Consider the following 21909-nt stretch of genomic DNA (forward strand, 5'->3'; position numbering starts at 1 on the left):
CAGGAGCGGGCCGGGTGCGGGCTAGCGTTCGTATCGAACACGTGTTCGTGCGAGGCTAGGAGCGTGGCCATGCGGGTGCTCGGCATCGACCCGGGGCTCACCCGGTGCGGGTGGGGGGTCGTCGACGGCCGCCCCGGTGCCCGGCCCACGGCCGTGGGCGTCGGCGTGGTCCGCACCCTGCCGGAGCTCGACCTCGAGCTCCGGCTGCTGGAGCTGCACACCGCGGTGACCGCCCTGCTGCGCGAGCACCGGCCCGACGTCGTCGCGATCGAGCGGGTCTTCACCCAGAACAACAAGGGCACCGGTCACGCGACCGCCCAGGCCGCCGGCGTGGCCGCCCTGGCCGCCGCGCAGGCCGACCGGCCGGTCGCCTGGCACACGCCCAGCGAGGTCAAGGCGGCGATCTCCGGCAACGGCCGGGCCGACAAGGAGCAGGTCACCCTGATGGTCACCCGCGTGCTGGGCCTCGCCGAGGCGCCGAGGCCCGCCGACGCCGCCGACGCGCTCGCGCTGGCGGTCTGCCACGCCTGGCGCGGGCCGGCCCAGCAGCGGCTGCGCTCCGCGGCCATCGCCGGGGGCATCGGCGCGCCGGTCGTGCAGCGCACCCTGCCGCGCTGGCAGGGGGTGGCGGCCCGATGATCGCGAGCGTCAGCGGCCGGGTGGCCGCGGTCTCGCCGGACGGCGCGGTGGTCGAGGTCGGCGGCGTCGGCCTGGCCGTGCAGTGCACGCCCGGCACCATCGCGCGCCTCCAGGTGGGGGAGAGCGCCCGCCTGTCCACCAGCCTCGTGGTGCGCGAGGACTCCCTGACCCTCTACGGCTTCGCCGACGACGACGAGCGCTCGCTGTTCGAGCTGCTGCAGACGGCCAACGGCGTCGGGCCCCGGCTGGCCCAGGCGGTGCTCGCCATCCACCCGCCGCGCGAGGTGCGCCGCGCGGTGTCGATGGCCGACGTGAAGGCGCTCATGCAGGTGCCGGGCATCGGCAAGAAGGGCGCCGAGCGGCTGATCCTGGAGCTGCGCGACCGGCTCGGCTCGGTCACCACCGACACCTCCCTGGACGGCCCGGCCCCGGCCGGCCTGGCGCCGGTCACGCCGGTCGCCCCGTGGCGCGACCAGCTCACCTCGGCCCTGGTCGGGCTGGGCTGGTCGGGCAAGGAGGCCGAGACGGCGCTCACCCAGCTCGCCCCCGTCGCCGACGCGCAGATCGTCGAGACCGGCGCGGTCGAGGTCGCGGTCCTGCTGCGGCAGGCGCTGCAGCTGCTGGGCAGGTCATGAGCGCGCCGTTCGACCGGTCGCTGACCGGCGAGGTGAGCGGGGACCTGGGGCAGGAGTGGGCGGTGTCGCCGCAGGCCGGCGACGAGGAGCGGGTCGTCGAGTCCGCGCTGCGCCCGCACTCGCTGCACGACTTCATCGGCCAGCCGAAGGTGGCCCGCCAGCTCGCGCTCGTCCTGGAGGGCGCCAAGCGACGGGGCCGCCCGCCGGACCACGTGCTGCTGTCCGGCCCGCCCGGGCTGGGCAAGACCAGCCTCGCGCTGATCATCGGCTCCGAGCTCGGGACGGCGGTGAAGATCACCAGCGGGCCGGCGATCGAGCGTTCCGGCGACCTCGCCGCGATGCTGTCCAACCTCGCCCCCGGCGACGTGCTCTTCATCGACGAGATCCACCGCATCGCCCGGCCGGCCGAAGAGCTGCTGTACATGGCGATGGAGGACTTCCGCGTCGACGTCGTCGTCGGCAAGGGGCCCGGGGCGACGGCGATCCCGCTGGAGATCAACCCGTTCACACTGGTCGGCGCGACCACCCGCGCCGGGCTGCTCACCGGGCCGCTGCGCGACCGCTTCGGCTTCGTCGGCCAGATGGAGTTCTACGAGCCCGCCGAGCTGCAGCAGGTGCTGGCCCGCAGCGCCGAGCTGCTCGGCGTCGAGCTGACCGGCGAGGGTTCGGCGGAGATCGCCGGCCGGTCGCGCGGCACGCCCCGCATCGCCAACCGGCTGCTGCGCCGGGTGCGCGACTACGCCGAGGTCGAGGCCGACGGCCGGGTCACCCGCGCCGTCGCCGAGGCCGCGCTGGCGCTCTACGACGTCGACCACCTCGGGCTCGACCGGCTCGACCGCGCCGTCCTGGAGGCGCTGGTCACGAAGTTCGGCGGCGGGCCGGTCGGCGTCGCCACCCTCGCCGTCGCCGTGGGGGAGGAGCCGCACACCGTCGAGGAGGTGTGCGAGCCGTTCCTCGTGCGGGCCGGGCTGCTGGCCCGCACGCCGCGCGGGCGGGTGGCGACCGAGGCGGCCTGGCGGCACCTGGGGCTGGAGGTGCCCCGGGGCGGGATCCCCCTCGGCCGGGTCACAGCAGACCCACAGGGCGCGGGCTCGTCGTCAGAGCCGCTCTTCGACGCCTAGACTCCGGGGCGCTGGCGCGCAACTCCGAGCGGCCGCGGCCGTGCGCGCCCTCCCGGGTCGCCGCGCGCCGTGCTCGAGCTGCGCCGAGGCGACCGACGCACCCGAGCGGTCCCGCGAGGGCCGCACCGACCGCGAGCAGCACGCGCGGTAGAGAGGCACACCTGTCGTGGAGTTCTTCCCTCTGATCATGCTCGCCCTGCTGGCGGTGCTGCTGTTCGTGCTCCCCGCACGCCAGCGCAAGACCATGCAGGCCCGGGCCCAGGCGCTGCAGGAGTCGCTGACCGTCGGCACGCCGGTCATGACCACCAGCGGGATCCACGGCACGGTGGTCGCGCTCGCCGAGGCGACCGTCGACCTGGAGCTCGCGCCCGGCGTCGTCGTGACCTTCGCCCGGCCGGCGATCCTGGAGATCCGCCAGCCGGCCACCGGGATGCCGGGCGACGACACGCCCGGCGCGGCCGGCGGACGCCCGGCCGACGACACCCTCTGAACCGGGGAGCAACCGTGGCCAACCGCTCGCTGCCGGCCCGCCGGTACTTCGGCGCGTTCGTCCTGATCGTCGCCGTGCTCTACGGCCTGGTCTTCTTCGCCGGCTCCGACCGCACGCCGCAGCTCGGCCTCGACCTGCGCGGCGGCACGACGGTCACCCTCACGGCCCGCACGCCCGACGGCGCGGCGCCCGACCGCGAGGACCTGGAGCTCGCCCGCCGGATCATCGAGCAGCGGGTGAACGGCCTCGGCGTCGCCGAGGCCGAGGTCATCACCGAGGGCGACTCGAACATCGTCATCTCCGTCCCCGGGGACGACGGCGACCAGGCGCGCCAGCTGGGCGAGACCGCCCAGCTGCGGTTCCGCCCGGTGCTCGACGTCGGCGAGGCGGCCCAGGCCCCGGCCGAGGACGCCGAGGCGACCGAGGGTGCGGAGCCGACCGACGGCGCGGAGCCGACGGACGCCGCGGAGCCGACGGACGCCGCGGAGCCGACCGAGGGTGCGGAGCCGACCGACGCCACCGAACCCACCGCGGGCGCCGAGGACGAGGGGGCGGACACCGCACCCCCGACCCGCGCACCGGACGCCCCGGCGGTCACGCAGGAGGAGGCGCGGGCCGCCTTCGACGCGCTGACCTGCGGAGGCGCGGCCACCAGCGACGTGGCGCGGCCCGACGACCACGTCGCCGCCTGCAGCGAGGACGGCCTGGTCAAGTACCTGCTCGGCCCCGCGGTGGTCGAGGGCACGTCGGTCACCGACGCCACGGCCGGCACCCGGGCGGGCACCGGCGAGTGGATCGTCAACCTGGACTTCGACAACGAGGGCACCAGCGCCTGGGCCGCGTACACCGCGGCCAACGTCGGCAACGCGGTCGCGATCACGCTGGACGGCCGCGTCATCTCGGCGCCCACGATCAACTCCGCGATCCCGGGCGGCGGCACCGAGATCACCGGTCAGTTCGACCAGGAGGGCGCCACGGAGCTGGCCAACCAGCTCAAGTACGGCGCGCTCCCGCTGAGCTTCACCCAGGCCACCGCCCAGTCGATCTCCACCGAGCTCGGCGAGGAGCAGCTGCAGGCCGGGCTCATCGCCGGCGCGATCGGCGTCGGCCTGGTGTTCCTGTACTCCCTGCTCTACTACCGGGCGCTGGGCCTGGTGATGATTGCCAGCCTCGTGCTCTCCGGCGTCGTCGTCTACGGCGTCCTGGTCGTGCTGGGTCGGGAGATCGGGTTCACCCTCAGCCTCGCCGGCATCGCCGGGTTCATCGTCTCCCTCGGCATCACCGCCGACTCCTTCGTCGTCTACTTCGAACGGCTCAAGGACGAGATCCGCGAGGGGCGCAGCCTGCGCTCGGCCGTGCCACGGGCCTGGGTCCGCGCCCGGCGGACGATCCTCTCGGCGGACGCGGTCAGCTTCCTCGCGGCGGCGATCCTGTACGTGCTCGCCATCGGCGACGTGAAGGGCTTCGCGTTCACGCTGGGCATGTCCACGGTCCTCGACCTCGTCGTCGTCTTCCTCTTCACCCACCCGCTCATGGCGGTCCTGTCCCGGTACCGGTGGTTCGGCAGCGGCCGCATCTCGGGGCTGGGCCAGGTCAGCAAGTCGGGGCGGTCCGCGGCACCCCGCGTGGACCCCGAGCTGGTCGGCGCCGCCTCCGGTGCCCCGGCGCAGAACAGGAGCAGCTCATGACCCGCGACGAGCGGGACGACCGCCTGCGGCCCGAGGACGAGCTCGTCCCGGTGGGCACGGAGGCCGACGAGGCCCGGGACGCCGGCGACGCAGCCGCCGAGGCGGCAGCCGAGATGGGCGACGACGACCTCGTCGACGCCGGGCTGCCCCGCGAGGGGGCGGCCGAGCCGCTCGCCGGCCCCCGCGAGTCGCTGGCCCACCGGCTCTACAACGGCGAGGCCGGGCTCGACGTCGTCGGCAGGAGCCGGCTGATCTACAAGGTGACCGCGGTGATCCTGCTGCTGTCGCTCGCCGCGATGGTCTTCCGCGGCTTCAACTTCGGCATCGACTTCGAGGGCGGCAACAGCTTCCGGCTCCCCGGTCAGCAGTCGCAGCTGACCGAGGTCCGCGAGGCCGCCGAGGACGCCGGCGCCCAGGTCGCCTCGGCGCAGATCGTCGGCGGCGACACCGTGCTCCTGCGGACCGAGGCCTTGGACGGCGACACCGAGCGGGCGGTCGTCACCGCCGTCGCCGATGCGGCGGGGGTCGAGGACAACCAGGTGAGCCCCGAGTCGGTGAGCGCCGAGTGGGGCGAGGACATCACCGAGCAGGCGCTCATCGCGCTGGTCGTCTTCCTCGTCGCGGTCGTGGCCTTCCTCGCGCTGCGCTTCCAGCTCAAGATGGCCATCGGCGCCATGGCGGCTCTGGCGCACGACATCATCGTCACCGCCGGCGTCTACGCGCTGGTCGGTTTCGAGGTCACGCCGTCCACCGTCATCGGCTTCCTGACCATCCTCGGGTTCTCGCTCTACGACACCGTCGTGGTCTTCGACAAGGTGGACGAGAACGTCAAGGACCTGGACAAGACCGCGCGCATGACGTGGGGCGAGGCGGCGAACCTGGCGGTGAACCAGACCCTCATGCGGTCGATCAACACCTCGGTCATCGCGCTGCTGCCGGTCGCCGGCCTGCTGTTCGTCGGAGCCGGGCTGCTCGGGGTCGGCACGCTCAAGGACCTCGCGCTGGTGCTGTTCGTCGGCCTCGCCGCGGGCACGTACTCCTCGATCGTGCTCGCGACGCCGATCGTGGCCGACCTCAAGGAGCGCGAGCCCGAGGTCCAGGCGCTGCGCCGCCGCGTCCTCGCCCGCCGCTCCTCGGCGGCGCGTCAGGGCGGGAGCGGGCTCCCGGCCGGGCCGGTCGCCAGCGCGCGGCGCACGCGCCGTCCGTCGGCCGCAGGCACCGCCGTCGCCGAGCTGCCCGGCGAGGTGGCCGCCGACGTCGTGGTCGAGTCGCCCGCGTCGGTCCGTCCGGAGGGCTCCGGGTCGACGGTCGCGCCGCGACCGGGTGCCCGCCCGCAGCGCCCCGACGGCCGGACCCGTCCGGCCGGCAAGCGGCGCCGGTGAGCGACGGGCAGGTCCAGCAGCCGCTGGACGAGCTGATCGCCTCGCTGACCGTCGACGTGCCCGACCACCCCGAGCCCGGGGTGCTGTTCCGCGACCTGACGCCGGTGTTCGCCGACGGTCCGGCGTTCCGCCGGGTGGCCGAGGGCCTGGCGGCGCCGTCGGCGTCCGACCCGCGGGCCGCGGCCGTGGCGGGCGTGGGCGGAGGTGCCGCGTTCGACCTGGTCGTCGGGGTGGAGGCGCGCGGTTTCCTGCTCGGTGGCGCCGTCGCCCTGGGAGCCGGGGCCGGCGTCGTCCTGGTGCGCAAGGCGGGCAAGCTCCCGCGCGAGCGGATCGCCGCGGACTACGTGCTCGAGTACGGCACCGCGACCCTGGAGCTGCACGCCGACGCGATCCGCCCCGGCCAGCGGGTGCTGGTCGTGGACGACGTGCTGGCCACCGGCGGCACGCTGGCGGCGACCGTCGCCCTCGTGGAGCAGCTCGGGGGCGTGGTGACCGCGGTGGCGGTCGTCGTGGAGCTGGCCGCGCTCGGCGGACGGGAGCGACTCGCGCCGCACACCGTGCACGCGCTCTGGACCACCTGACAGGGGGAGGACCCGCCCGGCGGCGGGGCGGCGGCTGGCCGTGCCCGGCTAGCATGGGACCGGTACCCACCTCCTCGAACCCGAGGGAGCAGCCGTGGCCTCCGACGTAGCCGCCGACGCCGCTCCCGCGCGCCCGGCCACGCCCGGCGCCCAGGCTCCGGGGACGGCGCGGCCGACGCCGCCCGCGGGCGAGCCGGACCGCCGTCCGCCGTTGCCCGAGCGTCCCGTCGTCCGCCGGCCCGACGACGTCGGGTCCGAGCCCTCCGACGGCGACACCGCCGCCCCGCGCCGCCGGGTCCGCGACCGGCTGGCCCGCCGGATCGTCGCCGGCCAGCGCAGCACCGTCGTGCGCCCGGTGCTCGAGCCGCTGGCCGCGCTGCACCGCCAGAGCCACCCGAAGGCCGACCTGGTGCTTCTGCAGCGGGCCTACGACGTCGCCGAGGGCGCGCACGCCGCGCAGAAGCGCAAGAGCGGTGACCCCTACATCACCCACCCGCTCGCGGTGGCCACGATCCTCGCGGGCCTGGGCATGGACACCACGACGCTGGTCGCGGCGCTGCTGCACGACACCGTCGAGGACACCGGCGTCACCCTGGAGTCGATCACCACCGACTTCGGCCCGGAGGTCGCGCACCTCGTCGACGGCGTCACCAAGATCGACAAGGTGAAGCTCGGTGACGCCGCCCAGGCCGAGACGATCCGCAAGATGATCGTGGCGATGGCCCGCGACCCGCGGGTGCTGGTCATCAAGCTGGCCGACCGGTTGCACAACATGCGCACGCTGCGCTTCCTCCCGCCCGAGAAGCAGGAGAAGAAGGCGCGCGAGACGCTGGAGATCCTCGCCCCGCTGGCCCACCGGTTGGGCATGAACACGATCAAGTGGGAGCTCGAGGACCTCGCGTTCGCGACGCTGTACCCCAAGCGCTACGACGAGATCGTGCGGCTGGTCGCCGAGCGGGCGCCCTCGCGCGACACCTACCTGGCCGAGGTCACCACCACGGTCCAGGAGCAGCTCAAGGCGGCGAAGATCGAGGCGGTCGTCACCGGCCGGCCCAAGCACTACTACTCGATCTACCAGAAGATGATCGTGCGCGGCCGGGACTTCACCGACATCTGGGACCTGGTCGGCATCCGGATCCTGGTCGACTCCGTGCGGGACTGCTACGCCGCGCTGGGCATCATGCACGCCCACTGGCAGCCGCTGCCGGGCCGCTTCAAGGACTTCGTGGCCATGCCGAAGTTCAACATGTACCAGTCGCTGCACACGACGGTGATCGGCCCGCACGGCAAGCCGGTGGAGCTGCAGATCCGGACGCACGACATGCACCGCACCGCCGACTACGGCATCGCCGCGCACTGGAAGTACAAGGAGAACGCCCGCGCCGGCGGCAAGCCCAGCGCCGGTGAGTTCGGCGCGCCGCCCAAGGTGGGCTCGCCCGACGACATGCTGTGGTTGCGCCAGCTGCTGGACTGGCAGCGCGAGGCGCAGGAGCCCGGCGAGTTCCTGGAGACCCTGCGCTACGACCTGGGCCCGCAGGAGGTCTTCGTCTTCACGCCCAAGGGCGACGTGGTCAGCCTGCCCGGGGAGTCCACGCCGGTGGACTTCGCCTTCGCGGTGCACACCGAGGTCGGGTACCGCACCATCGGCGCCCGGGTGAACGGCGCCCTGGTGTCGCTGGACAGCAAGCTCTCCAACGGCGACGTCGTGGAGATCTTCACCTCGAAGTCGCCGACCGCGGGCCCCTCGCAGGACTGGCTGAGCTTCGTCGGCTCCTCGCGGGCGCGCACCAAGATCCGGCAGTGGTTCACCAAGGAGCGCCGCGAGGACGCGGTGGAGGCCGGCAAGGAGGCGCTCACCCGCGCCATGCGCAAGGCCGGGCTGCCGCTGCAGCGGCTCCTCGGTGGCGAGGCGCTGAGCTCGCTGGCCAAGGACCTGCGCTACGCCGACGTCACCGCGCTGTACGCGGCGGTGGGGGAGAACCAGATCTCGGCGGCCTCGGTCGTCGAGAAGCTGATGACCGCGCTCGGCGGCAGCGAGGGCGCGGTCGAGGACATCGCAGAGACGGCGATCCCGACCCGCCGGCCGACGCCGCGCCGGTCGGCCACCGGCGACCCGGGCATCGTCGTCCACGGCATGACCGACGTGTGGGCCAAGCTCGCAAAGTGCTGCACCCCGGTGCCCGGCGACGACATCCTCGGCTTCGTCACCCGCGGCGGTGGCGTGAGCGTGCACCGCACCGACTGCACCAACGCCGGTGACCTCCAGCGCAAGCCGGAGCGGCTGGTCGAGGTGGAGTGGGCCAGCGCGCCGGGCTCGGTGTTCCTGGTGGCCATCCAGGTCGAGGCGCTCGACCGGCACCGGCTGCTCTCCGACGTCACCAAGGCGCTGGCCGACGAGCGGGTCAACATCCTGTCCGCCTCGGTGCAGACCAGCCGGGACCGGGTGGCGGTCAGCCGGTTCACCTTCGAGCTGGCCGACCCCGCCCACCTCGGCGCGGTGCTGCAGACGGTGCGCAACGTCGACGGCGTCTTCGACGTGGAGCGCGTGACCGCCTGACCAACGCCTGCTTCTCCGCGGTAAGGCAGGCTGCTTCACCGCGGAAACGCAGGGGAGGGATCAGGCGAGGGTCATCGACTCGATGGTGACCGGCTCGGCCGGGGCGCCGTCCTCGCTGCCGTCGGCGACGCCCTTGGCCGCGATCGCGTCGAGGACGCCGAGCCCGGCCTCGTCGATGGTGCCGACGACGGTGTAGTTCGGATTGCCCTCGAGGCTGTCGCCGTAGACCAGGAAGAACTGGCTGCCGTCGAAGCCCTGCCCGGAGTTGGCCATCGCGATCGTGCCGCGCGGGTAGGTCTCGGTGCCGGTCGCCTCGGTCAGGTAGTCGAACGCCGCGCCGCCGCGGCCGGTGCCGCTCGGGTCGCCGCACTGCAGCACCTGCAGGCCCGGGCTGGTGGTGAGCCGGTGGCAGCCGGTGCCGTCGAAGAAGCCCTGCTCGGCGAGGTAGGTGATCGCGCCGGCCGCGCAGGGGGCGCCCTCCTGGTCGAGGGTGAGGCCGATGTCGCCGGCGCTGGTGGCCATGGTGAGCGCCTGCGTGCCGCTGGTCGGGACGTCGCCGTCGGGCAGGCCGACGTCGGTCAGGTCCGGGTTGACCCCCGGGTCGGTGGCGACGTAGGTGCAGGTGCTGTCCGAGCCGGCGGCGGCCTCGGTGTCCTCGTCGTCGCCGGTGAGGACGCCGCTGATCAGCAGGACCGCGCCCACGACGACGAGCGCGGCGATCGCGGCGAGGGTGATGCCGAGGGTGCGGCGGCGCTTGCGGGCCAGCTCGGCTCGGCGCTCCAGCTGGCGCTGGAGGTGGCGCTGGGCGGCCTCGCGGCGCTGCTTGTTCGTGGGCACGGGGGAACTCCTCGGACGGGCGGGCGCTCGGCGGGGCGGCGGCCCGGGCCACGGGCGCCGCTCGACGCGGTCGACGACGGAGTCTAGGTGCCGGAGCTCTCGGTTCCCTGGCACGCCCGCCGGGCCGGGGGCGCCCGCGTAACCTGCACGGGTGCTCATCCGCTCCTTCCCCGCCGGCGCCTTCGGGACCAACTGCTACGCCGTCGCGTCCGGCCCCGGGCAGGAGTGCGTCGTCGTCGACCCGGGCATGGACGCCGTCGAGCCGCTGGCGCAGATGCTGGCCGAGGACGGGCTCAAGCCGGTCGCGGTGGTGCTCACCCACGGCCACCTGGACCACACCTTCTCCGTGCTGCCGGTGTGCGACGGCTACGACATCCCCGCCTACCTGCACCCCGCCGACTCCGGGATGCTCTCGGACCCCGTCCGCTGGCACGGGCCGAACCTCGCCCCGCTGATCACCGGCCTACGGCTGCCCGACCCGAGCGACGTGAAGCCGCTGGACGACGGCGCGGTGCTCTCGCTGGCCGGCGTCGACCTCACCGTCCGGCACGCGCCGGGGCACACCCAGGGCTCGGTCATGTTCTCCGTCGACCTCGGCGAGGCCCCGGGGCTGCTCGCCGGTGACGTGCTGTTCGCGGGCTCCGTGGGCCGCGTCGACCTGCCCGGCGGCTCGTGGGACGCGATGCTCGGCTCGCTGCGCGACGTCGTCCTGCCGCTGGACGACGCGACGGTCGTGCTGCCCGGGCACGGCCCGGCGACGACGATCGGCCGCGAGCGGGCGAGCAACCCCTACCTGGCCGAGGCGGCCGCCGAGCCGCGCGGGCGAGGCCTGTGATGACCGGTCCGTCCGCGCCGAAGGGCACCTTCGACACGCTGCCGCCGGAGTCCGCCCGCTTCCTCGCCGTCCGCGACGCGCTCACCGCTCCGCTGCGCGCGGCCGGGTACGGCTACATCGAGACGCCGGTCTTCGAGGAGACCTCGGTGTTCTCGCGCGGGGTGGGGGAGTCCACCGACGTCGTCACCAAGGAGATGTACACCTTCGAGGACCGCGGCGGCCGGTCGCTGACGCTGCGCCCGGAGCTCACCGCCGGGCTGATGCGGGCGTTCATCGAGCACCGCCTGTACTCCGGCGCGCTGCCGGTCAAGGTCTGGGCCGTCGGGTCGGCGTTCCGCTACGAGCGGCCGCAGGCCGGCCGCTACCGGCACTTCACCCAGGTCGACATGGAAGCGCTCGGCGTCGACGACCCGGCGCTGGACGCCGAGGTCGTGGCGCTCGGCGTGCAGGGCTTCCGCGACCTCGGGCTCACCGACTTCGAGCTGCTGCTCACCTCGCTGGGCGACGCCACCTGCCGCCCGCAGTACCGCGAGCTGCTCGTCGGCTACCTCGAGAAGCTCGACCTGGACGAGGAGACGCGGCGCCGCGCGGAGATCAACCCGCTGCGGGTGCTCGACGACAAGCGCCCCGAGGTGCAGGCGCAGCTCGACGACGCCCCGCTGATGGTGGACCACCTCTCGGACTCGACGAAGGCGCACTACGACGCCGTCCGCCAGCACCTGACCGACCTCGGCGTCGCCTGGACCGAGGCGCCCCGGCTGGTGCGCGGGCTGGACTACTACACGAAGACCACCTTCGAGTTCGTGCACAACGGGCTGGGCGCCCAGTCGGCGATCGGGGGCGGCGGCGGGTACGCCGGGCTGTCCGCGTCGCTCGGCGGGCCGGACCTGCCGGGCATCGGCTACGCCGTGGGCGTGGACCGCACGCTGCTCGCGGTGCAGGCCGAGGGGCTGGACATCGGCGCGAGCGCCGGAGTGCAGGCCTTCGTCGTGCCGCTGGGCGCGGAGGCGAAGCGGCTGGCCGTCCGGCTGGTGGGGCAGCTGCGCGCCGCCGGCGTCAGCGCCGACACGGTGTACGGCGACCGCGGTCTCAAGGGCGCGATGAAGGCTGCCGACCGCTCGGGTGCCTCGCACGTCGTGGTGATCGGCGAGCGCGACCTCGCCGAGGGCGTCGGCCAGCTCAAGGACATGGCGACCGGCCAGCAGACCGCCGTCCCCGTCCCCGAGCTGTTCGATGCGCTGCGGCGTGCGACGGTGGGCGCATGACCATGGAGCAGCGGCCGCTCGGGCCGACCGGAGCCGAGGTCGGCGTCGTCGGCCTCGGCACGTGGCAGCTGGGCGGCGACTGGGGCGACGTGAGCGAGGACGCCGCCGCCGACGTGCTGGAGGCCGCGCTCGACGCCGGGGTGACCCTGCTGGACACCGCCGACGTCTACGGCGACGGGCGCTCCGAGGAGCGGATCCGGAGGTCGCTCGCGGCGCGGTCGGACCGGCCGTTCGTCGCCACCAAGGCCGGCCGCCGCGCGGACCCGTTCGAGGCCGCCCAGTACACGCCCGAGAACCTGCGCTCCTGGATCGACCGGTCCCGCCGGAACCTCGGCGTCGACACCCTGGACCTCGTGCAGCTGCACTGCCCGCCGACCGCCGTCTACTCCGACCAGCGGGTGTACGACGCGCTGGACTCGCTCGTGGAGGACGGCGCGATCGCGGCGTACGGGGTGAGCGTCGAGACCGTCGCGGAGGGCCTGACCGCGCTGCAGCACCCGGGCGTCGCGACCATCCAGGTGATCCTCAACGTCTTCCGGCGCAAGCCGCTGGAGGAGCTGCTCCCGGCCGCCGCCCGCGCCGGCGTCGGCGTGCTGGCCCGCGTGCCGCTGGCCAGCGGGCTGCTCACCGGGAAGTACGACGAGTCGACGACGTTCGCCGCCGACGACCACCGCAGCTTCAACCGGCACGGCGAGGCGTTCGACGTCGGCGAGACCTTCGCCGGGGTGCCCTTCGAGGTCGGCGTCGCCGCCGCCCGCGAGGTCGCCGCGATCGCCGGCGACGTGCCGACGGGGGCCTTCGCCCTGCGCTGGGTGATCGACCAGCCCGGCGTCACCGCCGTCATCCCGGGAGCGCGCGACGTCGAGCAGGTCCGCGGGAACGTCGCCGCCGCCGAGCTGCCGCCCCTCACCGAGTCCCAGCTCTCCGACCTCGAGCGGCTGTACGACGAGCGCATCCGCGCCCACGTGCACGACCGCTGGTAAGCCCCCCTCCCCGAAAGGCACCTCTCTTGCTGCGCACCCACGACGCCGGCACGCTGCGCGCGTCCGACGCGGGCACCACCGTCACCCTCGCCGGCTGGGTGGCCCGCCGTCGCGACCACGGCGGCGTGGTCTTCCTCGACCTGCGCGACGCCTCCGGCTACGTGCAGGTCGTCGTCCGCGAGGAGGAGGCGCACCACCTCCGCAACGAGTACTGCGTGCTGGTGACCGGCGAGGTGCGCGCCCGCCCCGAGGGCAACGAGAACCCGGAGCTGCCCACCGGCGGCATCGAGGTCGCGACCACCTCCCTCGAGGTGCTCAGCCAGTCCGAGCCGCTGCCGTTCCCCATCGACGACCACGTGGAGGTCGGCGAGGAGTCCCGGCTGCGCCACCGCTACCTCGACCTGCGCCGCTCCGGACCGGCCGCGGCGCTGCGGCTGCGCAGCGAAGTGAACCGCGCCGCCCGCGAGGTCCTGCACGACGAGGGCTTCCTGGAGATCGAGACGCCCACCCTGACCCGGTCCACCCCCGAGGGCGCGCGCGACTTCCTCGTGCCGGTGCGCCTGCAGCCGGGCAACTGGTACGCCCTGCCGCAGTCCCCGCAGCTGTTCAAGCAGCTGCTGATGGTCGGTGGCATGGAGCGCTACTACCAGATCGCCCGCTGCTACCGCGACGAGGACTTCCGCGCCGACCGGCAGCCGGAGTTCACCCAGCTGGACATCGAGATGAGCTTCGTCGAGCAGGACGACGTCATCGCCGTCGGCGAGCGGATCGTCGCCGCCCTCTGGGCCCTCATCGGCGTCGAGGTCCCGCTGCCCATCCCGCGCATCACCTACGCGGAGTCCATGCGCCGCTACGGCAACGACAAGCCGGACCTGCGTTTCGGCTGCGAGGTCGTCGAGTGCACCGAGTACTTCGCCGACACGCCGTTCCGCGTGTTCCAGGCGCCCTACGTCGGCGCGGTGGTCATGCCCGGCGGTGCCTCGCAGGCGCGCCGGCAGCTCGACGCCTGGCAGGACTTCGCCAAGCAGCGGGGCCACCGCGGGCTGGCCTACGTGCTGGTGCAGGAGGACGGCTCGCTGACCGGCCCGGTCGCCAAGAACCTGTCGGAGAGCGAGCTCGCCGGTCTGGCCGCGCACGTCGGTGCCGCGCCCGGCGACTGCGTGTTCTTCGCGGCGGGGGAGGCGTCCTCGGCCCGCAGCCTGCTGGCGGCGGCACGGCTGGAGATCGGCGCGCGGTGCGGGCTGATCGACGAGAGCCGCTGGGAGTTCGTCTGGGTCGTCGACGCCCCGCTGTTCGAGCCGGCGGGGGAGAGCGGTGACGTGGCCGTCGGCGAGGGCGCGTGGACCGCGGTGCACCACGCGTTCACGTCCCCGAAGCCGGAGTGGATCGACCGCTTCGAGTCGGACCCCGGCAACGCGCTCGCCTACGCCTACGACATCGTCTGCAACGGCAACGAGATCGGCGGCGGGTCGATCCGCATCCACCGCAAGGACGTGCAGCAGCGCGTGTTCGACCTCATGGGCATCGGGGCCGAGGAGGCCCAGGAGAAGTTCGGCTTCCTGCTCGACGCCTTCTCCTACGGGCCGCCGCCGCACGGAGGCATCGCCTTCGGCTGGGACCGCGTGGTCATGCTGCTGGCCGGCGCGAACTCCCTCCGCGACGTCATCGCGTTCCCGAAGACCGGTGCCGGGTTCGACCCGCTCACCGGTGCGCCCACCCCCATCACCGAGACCCAGCGGGCCGAGGCCGGCATCGATGCGCGGCCCGAGGCCGAGGAGACCGACCCGGCATGAGCCTGCGCGCCCGCACCCTGCTCGGACCCGGCCCGTCGAACCCGTACCCGGAGGCGCAGGTCGCGCTCGGCTTCCCGCTGCTGGGGCACCTGGACCCGCTGTTCCTGCAGGTGCTCGACGAGACCTCCGAGCGGCTGCGGCAGGTCTTCGGGACGGCAAACCGGCGCACGCTGCCGCTCTCGGCGACCGGGTCGGCGGGCATGGAGGCGGCGTTCGTCAACACCGTGGGGCCGGGCGACGTCGTCGTCGTGGCGGTGAACGGGCTGTTCGGCCAGCGCATGGTGGAGGTCGCCTCTCGCTGCGGCGCCGAGGTCGTCGCCGTGGAGCACGAGTGGGGGCAGCCGGTCGACCCCGAGCGCGTGCTCGCCGCGCACCCCGCCCCGAAGCTGATCGCGGCGGTGCACGCCGAGACCTCGACCGGTGTGCTCTCCGACCTCGAGCCGCTGGCCGCGGGGAAGGGCGACGCGCTGCTGCTCGCCGACTGCGTGACCTCGCTCGGCGGCGTCCCGGTGCGGCTGGACGAGTGGGGGGTGGACCTCGCGTACTCCGGCTCGCAGAAGTGCCTCGGCGTCCCGCCCGGGCTGGCGCCGTTCACCATCTCCGACCGGGCGTGGGAGCGGCGGATCGAGAAGCCGCAGAGCTGGTACCTCGACCTCGGGCTGCTCGGCGGCTACGCGGGCGAGGCGGCCGGCTCGGGGCGCACCTACCACCACACCGCCCCGACCGGGATGGTCGTCGCCCTGCACGCGGGGCTCGGCCGGATCCTGGAGGAGGGGCTGGACGCCGTCCACGCCCGGCACGCCGAGGCCGGCCGGCTGCTGCACGAGGGCCTCGCCGGGCTCGGGCTGGAGCTGTTCGCCGCCGAGGGCTCCCGGCTGCCCGAGCTGACGACGGTGAAGGTGCCCGACGGCGTCGACTCCGCCACGGTCCGCAAGGAGCTGCTCGAGCGGTACGACCTGGAGATCGGCGCAGGTGCCGGCGCCTACGCCGCCTCGGTGTGGCGGATCGGGCTCATGGGCCCCAACGCCGCACCGGACAAGGTCGCCCTCGTCCTCGCCGCGCTGAAGGACGTCCTCGCCCGCTGACACCGTTGATCATCGTCCCCGTGCTGGCATCACCGGCGAGCCTCGTCGTGTCGCGCGCACGCAGGCGATGATCAACACGGCCGCCAGCCCCGACTCATGAGCGCTCGCGTGGTCCGGTCGATGAGAGCGGTAGGACCTCTGAGGTGGCGGCCAGCGAAGCGGAGCACCAGCCAACCGTCGGCCGCCATGAGCGAGTACCGGTCGACGTCGCGCCCGAACTGCTCGACGTCCGCATGCTGCCGACCTTCGTACTCGAGGGCGACCTTCCACTCCTCGTAACCGAGGTCCGCGTGCGCCACGACGCGTCCCCATCGGTCGTGCACCGGCAGCTGCACCTCCGGCCGAGGCAGGCGACTCGTCAGCAGCCAGTAGCGCATCACGCTCTCCGGCCGGGACGCCGCGTGAGCGGTCAGCCGCGGCGCCCACTCCCTCGCCCGGACGACGCCGCGCACGCGATCAGCCCGCCCGAGGCGCTGCTCGAGCGCTGCGGCGTCGAGCGCACCGAGACGCATGAGGCCATCGCCCAAGGGCACGAGGTCTTCCGGGCGCAGCCGCGCGGCCAGATCGAGGAACGTCTGTGCTCCGGATGTGAGCCGCAGGCCCCGGTGCTCGACGATGTCAGCGGCTGAGAGCTGGCGCGCGTGGACCGTGATGCCGTCGAACTGGGGAAGCACCCGGCGAGGGGTCAGGACGGCGTGGATGCTGCCGCTCGACGGGCAGGGCGCACCGACCAGCGCGGCTGCGGTGTCCAGCCCGAAGACGGCGTCGTCGGGCAGCCGCGCCGCCCATGCCTGGCACCGGGTGGCGAGGTCGAGCTCCAAGGCGCGCGAGACGAAGAGCCCACGAGCGATCGGCGCACCATCGGCGCGGATCTGCGAGCGGGTGACACCGAGGGCACGTGCCTGCTTCCAGGTGTAGGTGCCGCCGAGAGGGATGCCGTCCACGGCAGGACTTTCGCCGTGGCACCGCACGAGGCTGAGCGCTCCGGCTGATCTGTGGACGACCGTAACCCCTGTGGACGCCGCCGCCCCCAGTTGATCATCGTCTGCGTGGAGAGTGGGACGGCGAGTCCGCCCGTGTCGCGTGCGGGGAGACGATGATCAACTTCCCAAGGGTTGCGCGGGCGGTCGGTGGGAGACGGCGGGGCGGGGAGGGCACCGCGGGCGGGGTCCCGGTGCCAGACTGCGGCGCGTGGTGCCGAGCACGCGCTACGCCCGCAGCGGGGACCTGTCCATCGCCTACCAGGTGGTCGGGCAGGGCCCGCTGGACCTGGTGGCCGCACCGGGGTTCATCTCGCACCTGGACTGGAACTGGCAGGAGCCCGCGCTGCGGGCGTTCCTCGAGCGCCTGGCGGAGTTCAGCCGCCTGATCCTGTTCGACAAGCGCGGCACGGGGCTGTCGGACCCGGTGCCCGGCCCGGCGACGCTGGAGGAGCGCACGGCCGACCTGGTCGCCGTGCTGGACGCCGCGGGGTCCGAGCGCGCCGCGGTGCTCGGCGTCTCCGAGGGCGGGGCGATGGGGATGCTCTTCGCCGCCCAGCACCCGGAGCGGGTGTCCTCGCTGGTGCTCTTCGGCTCCTTCCCGCGGATCACCGAGGCACCGGGCTTCCCGTCGGGCGTGGACGCCGGGGTGATGGCCGGCATGCTCGACCGGCTGATCGAGCACTGGGGCGAGGGCGCCGGCCTCACCGCGTGGGCCCCCAGCCGGCGGCGGGACCCGGCGCTGCGCCAGTGGTGGGGCACCCTGCAGCGGCTGGGCGCCAGCCCCGGGATGGCGCGCGGCCTCGTCTCGCACTACCAGCACCTCGACATGCGCGACGTGCTGCCCGCCGTCCGGGTGCCCGCGCTCGTGCTGCACCGCACGGGCGACCGCATGGTGCCGATCGCGATCGCCCGCTACCTCGCCGAGCACCTGCCCGACGCGCGGTTGGTCGAGCTGGAGGGTGCCGACCACCTGTTCTTCGTCGGCGACACCGAGACGCCCCTGGCCGAGATCGAGGAGTTCCTCACCGGTTACCGGCCGGCCCCGGCGCCGGTGAGCACGGTGCTGGCCACCGTCCTGTTCGTGGACGTCGCCGGCTCGACCGAGCTGGTCGCCGAGGTGGGCGACGCCGCCTGGGCCGGCATCCGCGGGCGGTTCCTGGGCCTGGCCCGTGGCGCGCTCACCCGCTTCGGCGGCGTCGAGGTGGACGTCGCCGGCGACGGCCTGCTGGCCACGTTCGACGGCCCGATCCGGGCCATCCGCTGCGCGCTGGCGCTGCGCGAGGCGGCCGACGGCGCCGGGCTCCGGGTGCGGGTGGGGGTGCACGCGGGCGAGGTGCAGCGGCTCGACGGCGGCCAGGTGGCAGGGCTCGCGGTGCACATCGGCGCCCGCGTGATGACCGCGGCCGAGCCGGGGGAGGTCCTGGTCTCGGGAACCGTCAAGGACCTGGTCATCGGGTCGGGGCTGCACTTCGACGACCGGGGCGCGCACGCGCTGCGCGGCGTCCCCGGCACCTGGCCGCTGTTCGCGGTCGCGGGCTGACCCGCTGTTCAGCGCCTGCGCCCGGGCGTAGCGTCCGCGGTGCTCGCCGTCACGCGGAGGAGACCACATGGGCCTGCCGGTGCTCCTGGCCGTGGACGACGACGCCCCGGTGCTGGCGGCGGTCGAACGGGACCTGCGCGACCGGTACGCCGAGAAGTACCAGGTGCTCGCGGCCGGCTCCGGCGAGCAGGCGCTGGACCTGCTGCGCCGGCTGCGGCTGCGGGAGGAGCCGGTGGCCCTGCTCCTGGTCGACCAGCGCATGCCCGGGATGACCGGGACCGAGCTGCTCACCGCCTCGCGGGAGCTCTACCCCGACGCGCGGCGGGTGCTGCTGACCGCCTACGCCGACACCGACGCCGCCATCCGCGCCATCAACGACGCCGGCGTCGAGCACTACCTCCTCAAGCCGTGGGACCCGCCCGAGGACCGCCTCTACCCGGTGCTCGACGACCTGCTCGAGACCTGGCGGCGACCGGAGCCCACGACCAACCTGCGGGTGATCGGCGACCGCTGGTCGGCCGACACCCACGAGCTGCGCCAGTTCCTCGCCCGCAACCTGGTGCCCTACCGGTGGATGGACGTGCAGGCCGACCGGCAGGCGCGCGAGCTGCTCGACCTGGCGCGCACCGACGCCGGTGAGCTGCCGGTCGTGGTCCTGGACGACGGCGAGGTGCTGACGACGCCGGACCTGCACGCCCTCGCCGAGCGGATCGGCCTGCACGTGCGCGCCGACCGGGACGCCTACGACCTGGTCATCGTGGGCGCGGGTCCGGCCGGGCTGGCCGCCGCCGTCTACGGGGCGTCCGAGGGGTTGGACACCCTGCTGCTGGAGTGCAACGCGCCGGGCGGCCAGGCGGGCACCACCAGCCGGATCGAGAACTACCTGGGCTTCCCCGTGGGCCTGTCGGGTAGCGATCTGACCCTGCGGGCCCGTGAGCAGGCGATCCGCTTCGGCGCCGAGGTGCTCGTGCCCACGGAGGCGGTCGCCCTCCAGCGGGCCGACCCCTACTCGGTGGTGACGCTCGGCGACGGCGGGGAGGTCAGCGCCGCGGCGCTGGTCATCGCCTCCGGGGTGACCTACCGGACGCTCTCGGTGCCCGGCGCCACCGAGCTCACCGGCCGGGGCGTGTACTACGGCGCGGGACGGGCCGAGGCGGTGGACCACGCCGGTGGCAGGGTGTTCGTCGTGGGCGGCGGCAACTCCGCCGGCCAGGCGGCGGTGTTCCTCTCCGCCTTCGCCGCCGAGGTCACGATCCTGGTCCGCGGGCCGGACCTGACCAGCACCATGTCCCGCTACCTCACCGACCGGATCGAGGCCTCCGACCGGATCACCGTCGCCCCGGGGACCGAGGTGGCCGGCGCCCTCGGCAACCAGCGGCTGGAGGCCCTGCGACTGCGCACCGGGACGGCGGAGCGCGAGGTCCCGGCCGACGCCGTGTTCGTCTTCATCGGGCAGGCGCCCCGGACCGGCTGGCTGGACGGCGCCGTCCGGCGGGACGACAAGGGCTTCGTGCTCACCGGTGCCGACCTCGGCGCGCCCCCGCCCGAGTGGCCGCTGCGGGTGCCGCCGCTGCCGCTGGAGACCTCGGTGCCCCGGGTGTTCGCCGCCGGCGACGTGCGGCACGGCTCGGTCAAGCGGATCGCCTCGGCGGTGGGGGAGGGCGCGATGGCGGTCAGCTTCGCCCACGAGCGCCTGGCCGGGCGGTGACCACCCCGATCGGCGACGTCGCGGCCGCGCTGCGCGCCTCGCCCCTGTTCGACCAGCTGCCCGACGGCTACCTGGCGGAGCTGGCGGCCGGCGGGCGCACGCTGGAGGTCCCCGCCGGCACGGTGCTCATGGCGGAGGGCGCGCCGTCCGACGCGATGATCGTCGTCCTCGACGGGCAGGTGGAGGTGACCCGCGAGGGCGGCCCCGGCCCCGCCGTCCTGCTCAACGTCTGCGGCCGCGGCGACCTGCTGGGGGAGCTGGGCGTGCTGCAGGGCGTCCCGCGGACCGCGACGGTGCGGGCGCGCACCCCGGCCCGGGTGCAGCGGATCGACGTCGACGCCCTCGACCGGCTGCTCGCCCACCCGGACTCGGTGCGCGCGCTGCTGCAGGCCACGACGCGGCGCCTGGCCCGGGAGGAGGCGCTGCTGCGGCAGCGGGAGCGGATGGCCGCCCTCGGTGCGCTCACCGCGGGCCTGCTGCACGAGGTGAACAACCCGGCCGCCGCGGTGTCCCGCAGCGCGGCCCGGCTGCGCCGCCTGCTGGGCGGTGCGGGTCCGGCCGGCCCGCTGGACGCGCTGACCGGCCCGGCGCCGGCGGACGCCCTCGCCCGCGCCGACGCGGCGACCGCGCTGGCCCGCGTGCTCGCCCGTGTCGCCCCCGGCACCGGACGGGCGGCCGCCGAGCAGCTGGCCGCCGCCGGTGTCGAGGGCCCGGCGCTGGCCGACGCGCTGGGCGCCCTGCCCCCGGACGAGCGGACCGGCGAGGTGCAGCGCTTCCTGCGGCGCCGCGAGGTGGACGAGCTGCTCGAGGAGCTGGTCACCGGCGCGGAGCACCTCTCCCGCATCGTCACCGGGGTGCGGCCGCTGGCCTACGCGGCCGACCAGGGGCTGGCGGAGGTCGACCTGCACGCCGGGCTGGAGCAGGCCCTGGTGCTGGTCCGGCACAAGATCCCGCCCGGGGTGGAGGTCGTCCGGGACCTCGCCCCCGACGCCCGCACCGTCCAGGGCCGCCCGGCGGACCTGGCGCTGGTCTGGACCAACCTGCTGGACAACGCGGTGGCCGCGGTGGGCGAGCAGGGCACGATCACCCTCCGCACCCGCGGGGACGGCGACCGGGTGGTCGTCGACGTGGAGAACACCGGCCCACCGCTGCCCGACGAGGTGCGCGAGCGCGTCTTCGACGCCTTCTTCACCACCAAGCCCGTCGGCGAGGGCAGCGGCCTGGGCCTGACCACGTCGCTGGCCGTGGTCTCCCAGCAGCACCACGGCGAGCTGACCCTCGACTCGGCCGACGGGGTCACCCGGGCGCGGGTCGTCCTGCCGCGCGGGGACGACGTCCACCCCGCCGCTACGGCCGCGCGTCCGCCAGCCGGTCCTCCCGGCGCGTCATGAGGAGACCGCGGCAGAGCGCGGGCAGGTCGACCAGGCCGACGAGCGCGCCGTCCTCGACGACCGGGGCGTAGGCGGCGGCGACCCCGAGCATGCGCTCGGCGGCCTCCTCGACCGGCGTGCCCGGTGCCAGCTCGACCATGTCCGGGAGGTCGAGGTCGACCAGGCGGGTCTGCTCGAGGTCCCGCCCGTCGGCGACCGCCTGGGTGACGTCGCCGTCGCAGACCAGGGTGACCGGCACCCGGGAGGCCGGGTCGGCGAGCACCACCAGCGCGTTGTCGTGCGACCTCTTCATCAGGTAGGCGGCCGCGGCGAGGTGCGCCCGCCGCTCCACCGTCGTGACGGCTGGACGCATGATGTCCCGCACGGTCGGCTCGGGCATGTCGGTCTCCTCGTCGG

The 21909-nt window shown here is 74.6% G+C and carries 19 protein-coding genes; 16 read left to right on the forward strand and 3 right to left on the reverse strand.

Features of this window, described 5'->3' with window-relative positions:
- Positions 1-69: 69 nt before the first annotated feature.
- The 8 genes from ruvC (at position 70) to ACI79H_RS14995 (ending at position 9093) form a co-directional block, all read left to right on the forward strand.
- Positions 70-639: a crossover junction endodeoxyribonuclease RuvC gene (gene ruvC, locus ACI79H_RS14960; protein WP_456555346.1), complete on the forward strand. Its 570-nt coding sequence runs from the start codon at positions 70-72 to the stop codon at positions 637-639.
- Entirely contained in the window at positions 636-1274 is a 639-nt protein-coding gene (gene ruvA / locus ACI79H_RS14965; protein ID WP_456555195.1) for a Holliday junction branch migration protein RuvA, read from the forward strand. Before ruvC ends, ruvA begins: the two co-directional genes overlap by 4 nt.
- Positions 1271-2395: a Holliday junction branch migration DNA helicase RuvB gene (gene ruvB / locus ACI79H_RS14970; RefSeq protein WP_456555196.1), complete on the forward strand. Its 1125-nt coding sequence runs from the start codon at positions 1271-1273 to the stop codon at positions 2393-2395. Before ruvA ends, ruvB begins: the two co-directional genes overlap by 4 nt.
- A gap of 166 nt (positions 2396-2561) precedes the next feature.
- Positions 2562-2885, forward strand: a complete 324-nt coding sequence (yajC, locus tag ACI79H_RS14975; protein ID WP_456555197.1) for a preprotein translocase subunit YajC — start codon at positions 2562-2564, stop codon at positions 2883-2885.
- Between the two features lie 14 nt (positions 2886-2899).
- Complete coding sequence (gene secD, locus ACI79H_RS14980) at positions 2900-4573, forward strand: protein translocase subunit SecD (protein WP_456555198.1); 1674 nt, start codon at positions 2900-2902, stop codon at positions 4571-4573.
- A complete protein-coding gene (secF, locus tag ACI79H_RS14985; protein WP_456555199.1) occupies positions 4570-5955 on the forward strand; it encodes a protein translocase subunit SecF in 1386 nt (461 codons plus the stop codon). Before secD ends, secF begins: the two co-directional genes overlap by 4 nt.
- Positions 5952-6536, forward strand: a complete 585-nt coding sequence (locus ACI79H_RS14990) for an adenine phosphoribosyltransferase (RefSeq protein WP_456555200.1) — start codon at positions 5952-5954, stop codon at positions 6534-6536. Before secF ends, ACI79H_RS14990 begins: the two co-directional genes overlap by 4 nt.
- 94 nt (positions 6537-6630) lie before the next feature.
- Entirely contained in the window at positions 6631-9093 is a 2463-nt protein-coding gene (locus tag ACI79H_RS14995; protein ID WP_456555201.1) for a RelA/SpoT family protein, read from the forward strand.
- 60 nt (positions 9094-9153) lie between these two features.
- On the opposite strand, the gene ACI79H_RS15000 is transcribed toward ACI79H_RS14995, so the two are convergent.
- Complete coding sequence (locus tag ACI79H_RS15000; RefSeq protein ID WP_456555202.1) at positions 9154-9930, reverse strand: peptidylprolyl isomerase; 777 nt, start codon at positions 9928-9930, stop codon at positions 9154-9156.
- Positions 9931-10081: 151 nt separating this feature from the next.
- On the opposite strand from ACI79H_RS15000, the gene ACI79H_RS15005 reads away from it, so the two are divergent.
- Genes ACI79H_RS15005 through ACI79H_RS15025 form a run of 5 tightly spaced genes read left to right on the forward strand, consistent with a single transcriptional unit; the run spans position 10082 to position 15891 of the window.
- Complete coding sequence (locus ACI79H_RS15005) at positions 10082-10765, forward strand: MBL fold metallo-hydrolase (RefSeq protein ID WP_456555203.1); 684 nt, start codon at positions 10082-10084, stop codon at positions 10763-10765.
- On the forward strand, positions 10765-12030 hold the full coding sequence (gene hisS / locus ACI79H_RS15010; protein ID WP_456555204.1) for a histidine--tRNA ligase: 1266 nt from the start codon (positions 10765-10767) through the stop codon (positions 12028-12030). The genes ACI79H_RS15005 and hisS overlap by 1 nt, the downstream gene beginning before the upstream one ends.
- Complete coding sequence (locus ACI79H_RS15015) at positions 12027-13013, forward strand: aldo/keto reductase (RefSeq protein WP_456555205.1); 987 nt, start codon at positions 12027-12029, stop codon at positions 13011-13013. The genes hisS and ACI79H_RS15015 overlap by 4 nt, the downstream gene beginning before the upstream one ends.
- Before the next feature lie 26 nt (positions 13014-13039).
- Positions 13040-14806, forward strand: a complete 1767-nt coding sequence (gene aspS / locus ACI79H_RS15020; protein WP_456555206.1) for an aspartate--tRNA ligase — start codon at positions 13040-13042, stop codon at positions 14804-14806.
- Positions 14803-15891 carry a pyridoxal-phosphate-dependent aminotransferase family protein gene (locus ACI79H_RS15025; RefSeq protein ID WP_456555207.1) on the forward strand — a complete coding sequence of 363 codons (1089 nt, stop codon included), beginning with the start codon at positions 14803-14805 and terminating at the stop codon, positions 15889-15891. Before aspS ends, ACI79H_RS15025 begins: the two co-directional genes overlap by 4 nt.
- Before the next feature lie 71 nt (positions 15892-15962).
- On the opposite strand, the gene ACI79H_RS15030 is transcribed toward ACI79H_RS15025, so the two are convergent.
- On the reverse strand, positions 15963-16835 hold the full coding sequence (locus tag ACI79H_RS15030; protein WP_456555208.1) for a hypothetical protein: 873 nt from the start codon (positions 16833-16835) through the stop codon (positions 15963-15965).
- Between the two features lie 247 nt (positions 16836-17082).
- On the opposite strand from ACI79H_RS15030, the gene ACI79H_RS15035 reads away from it, so the two are divergent.
- The 3 genes from ACI79H_RS15035 (at position 17083) to ACI79H_RS15045 (ending at position 21513) form a co-directional block, all read left to right on the forward strand.
- Positions 17083-18414: an adenylate/guanylate cyclase domain-containing protein gene (locus ACI79H_RS15035; RefSeq protein WP_456555209.1), complete on the forward strand. Its 1332-nt coding sequence runs from the start codon at positions 17083-17085 to the stop codon at positions 18412-18414.
- A gap of 67 nt (positions 18415-18481) precedes the next feature.
- A complete protein-coding gene (locus ACI79H_RS15040) occupies positions 18482-20122 on the forward strand; it encodes an FAD-dependent oxidoreductase (protein WP_456555210.1) in 1641 nt (546 codons plus the stop codon).
- Positions 20119-21513, forward strand: a complete 1395-nt coding sequence (locus ACI79H_RS15045) for a sensor histidine kinase (protein ID WP_456555211.1) — start codon at positions 20119-20121, stop codon at positions 21511-21513. Before ACI79H_RS15040 ends, ACI79H_RS15045 begins: the two co-directional genes overlap by 4 nt.
- Here ACI79H_RS15045 and ACI79H_RS15050 read toward each other — a convergent pair.
- Positions 21470-21892 carry a CBS domain-containing protein gene (locus ACI79H_RS15050; protein WP_456555212.1) on the reverse strand — a complete coding sequence of 141 codons (423 nt, stop codon included), beginning with the start codon at positions 21890-21892 and terminating at the stop codon, positions 21470-21472. The two genes, ACI79H_RS15045 and ACI79H_RS15050, sit on opposite strands and share 44 nt — an antisense overlap.
- Between the last annotated feature and the right edge of the window lie 17 nt (positions 21893-21909).

The sequence above is a fragment of the Blastococcus sp. SYSU D01042 genome (assembly GCF_054050515.1).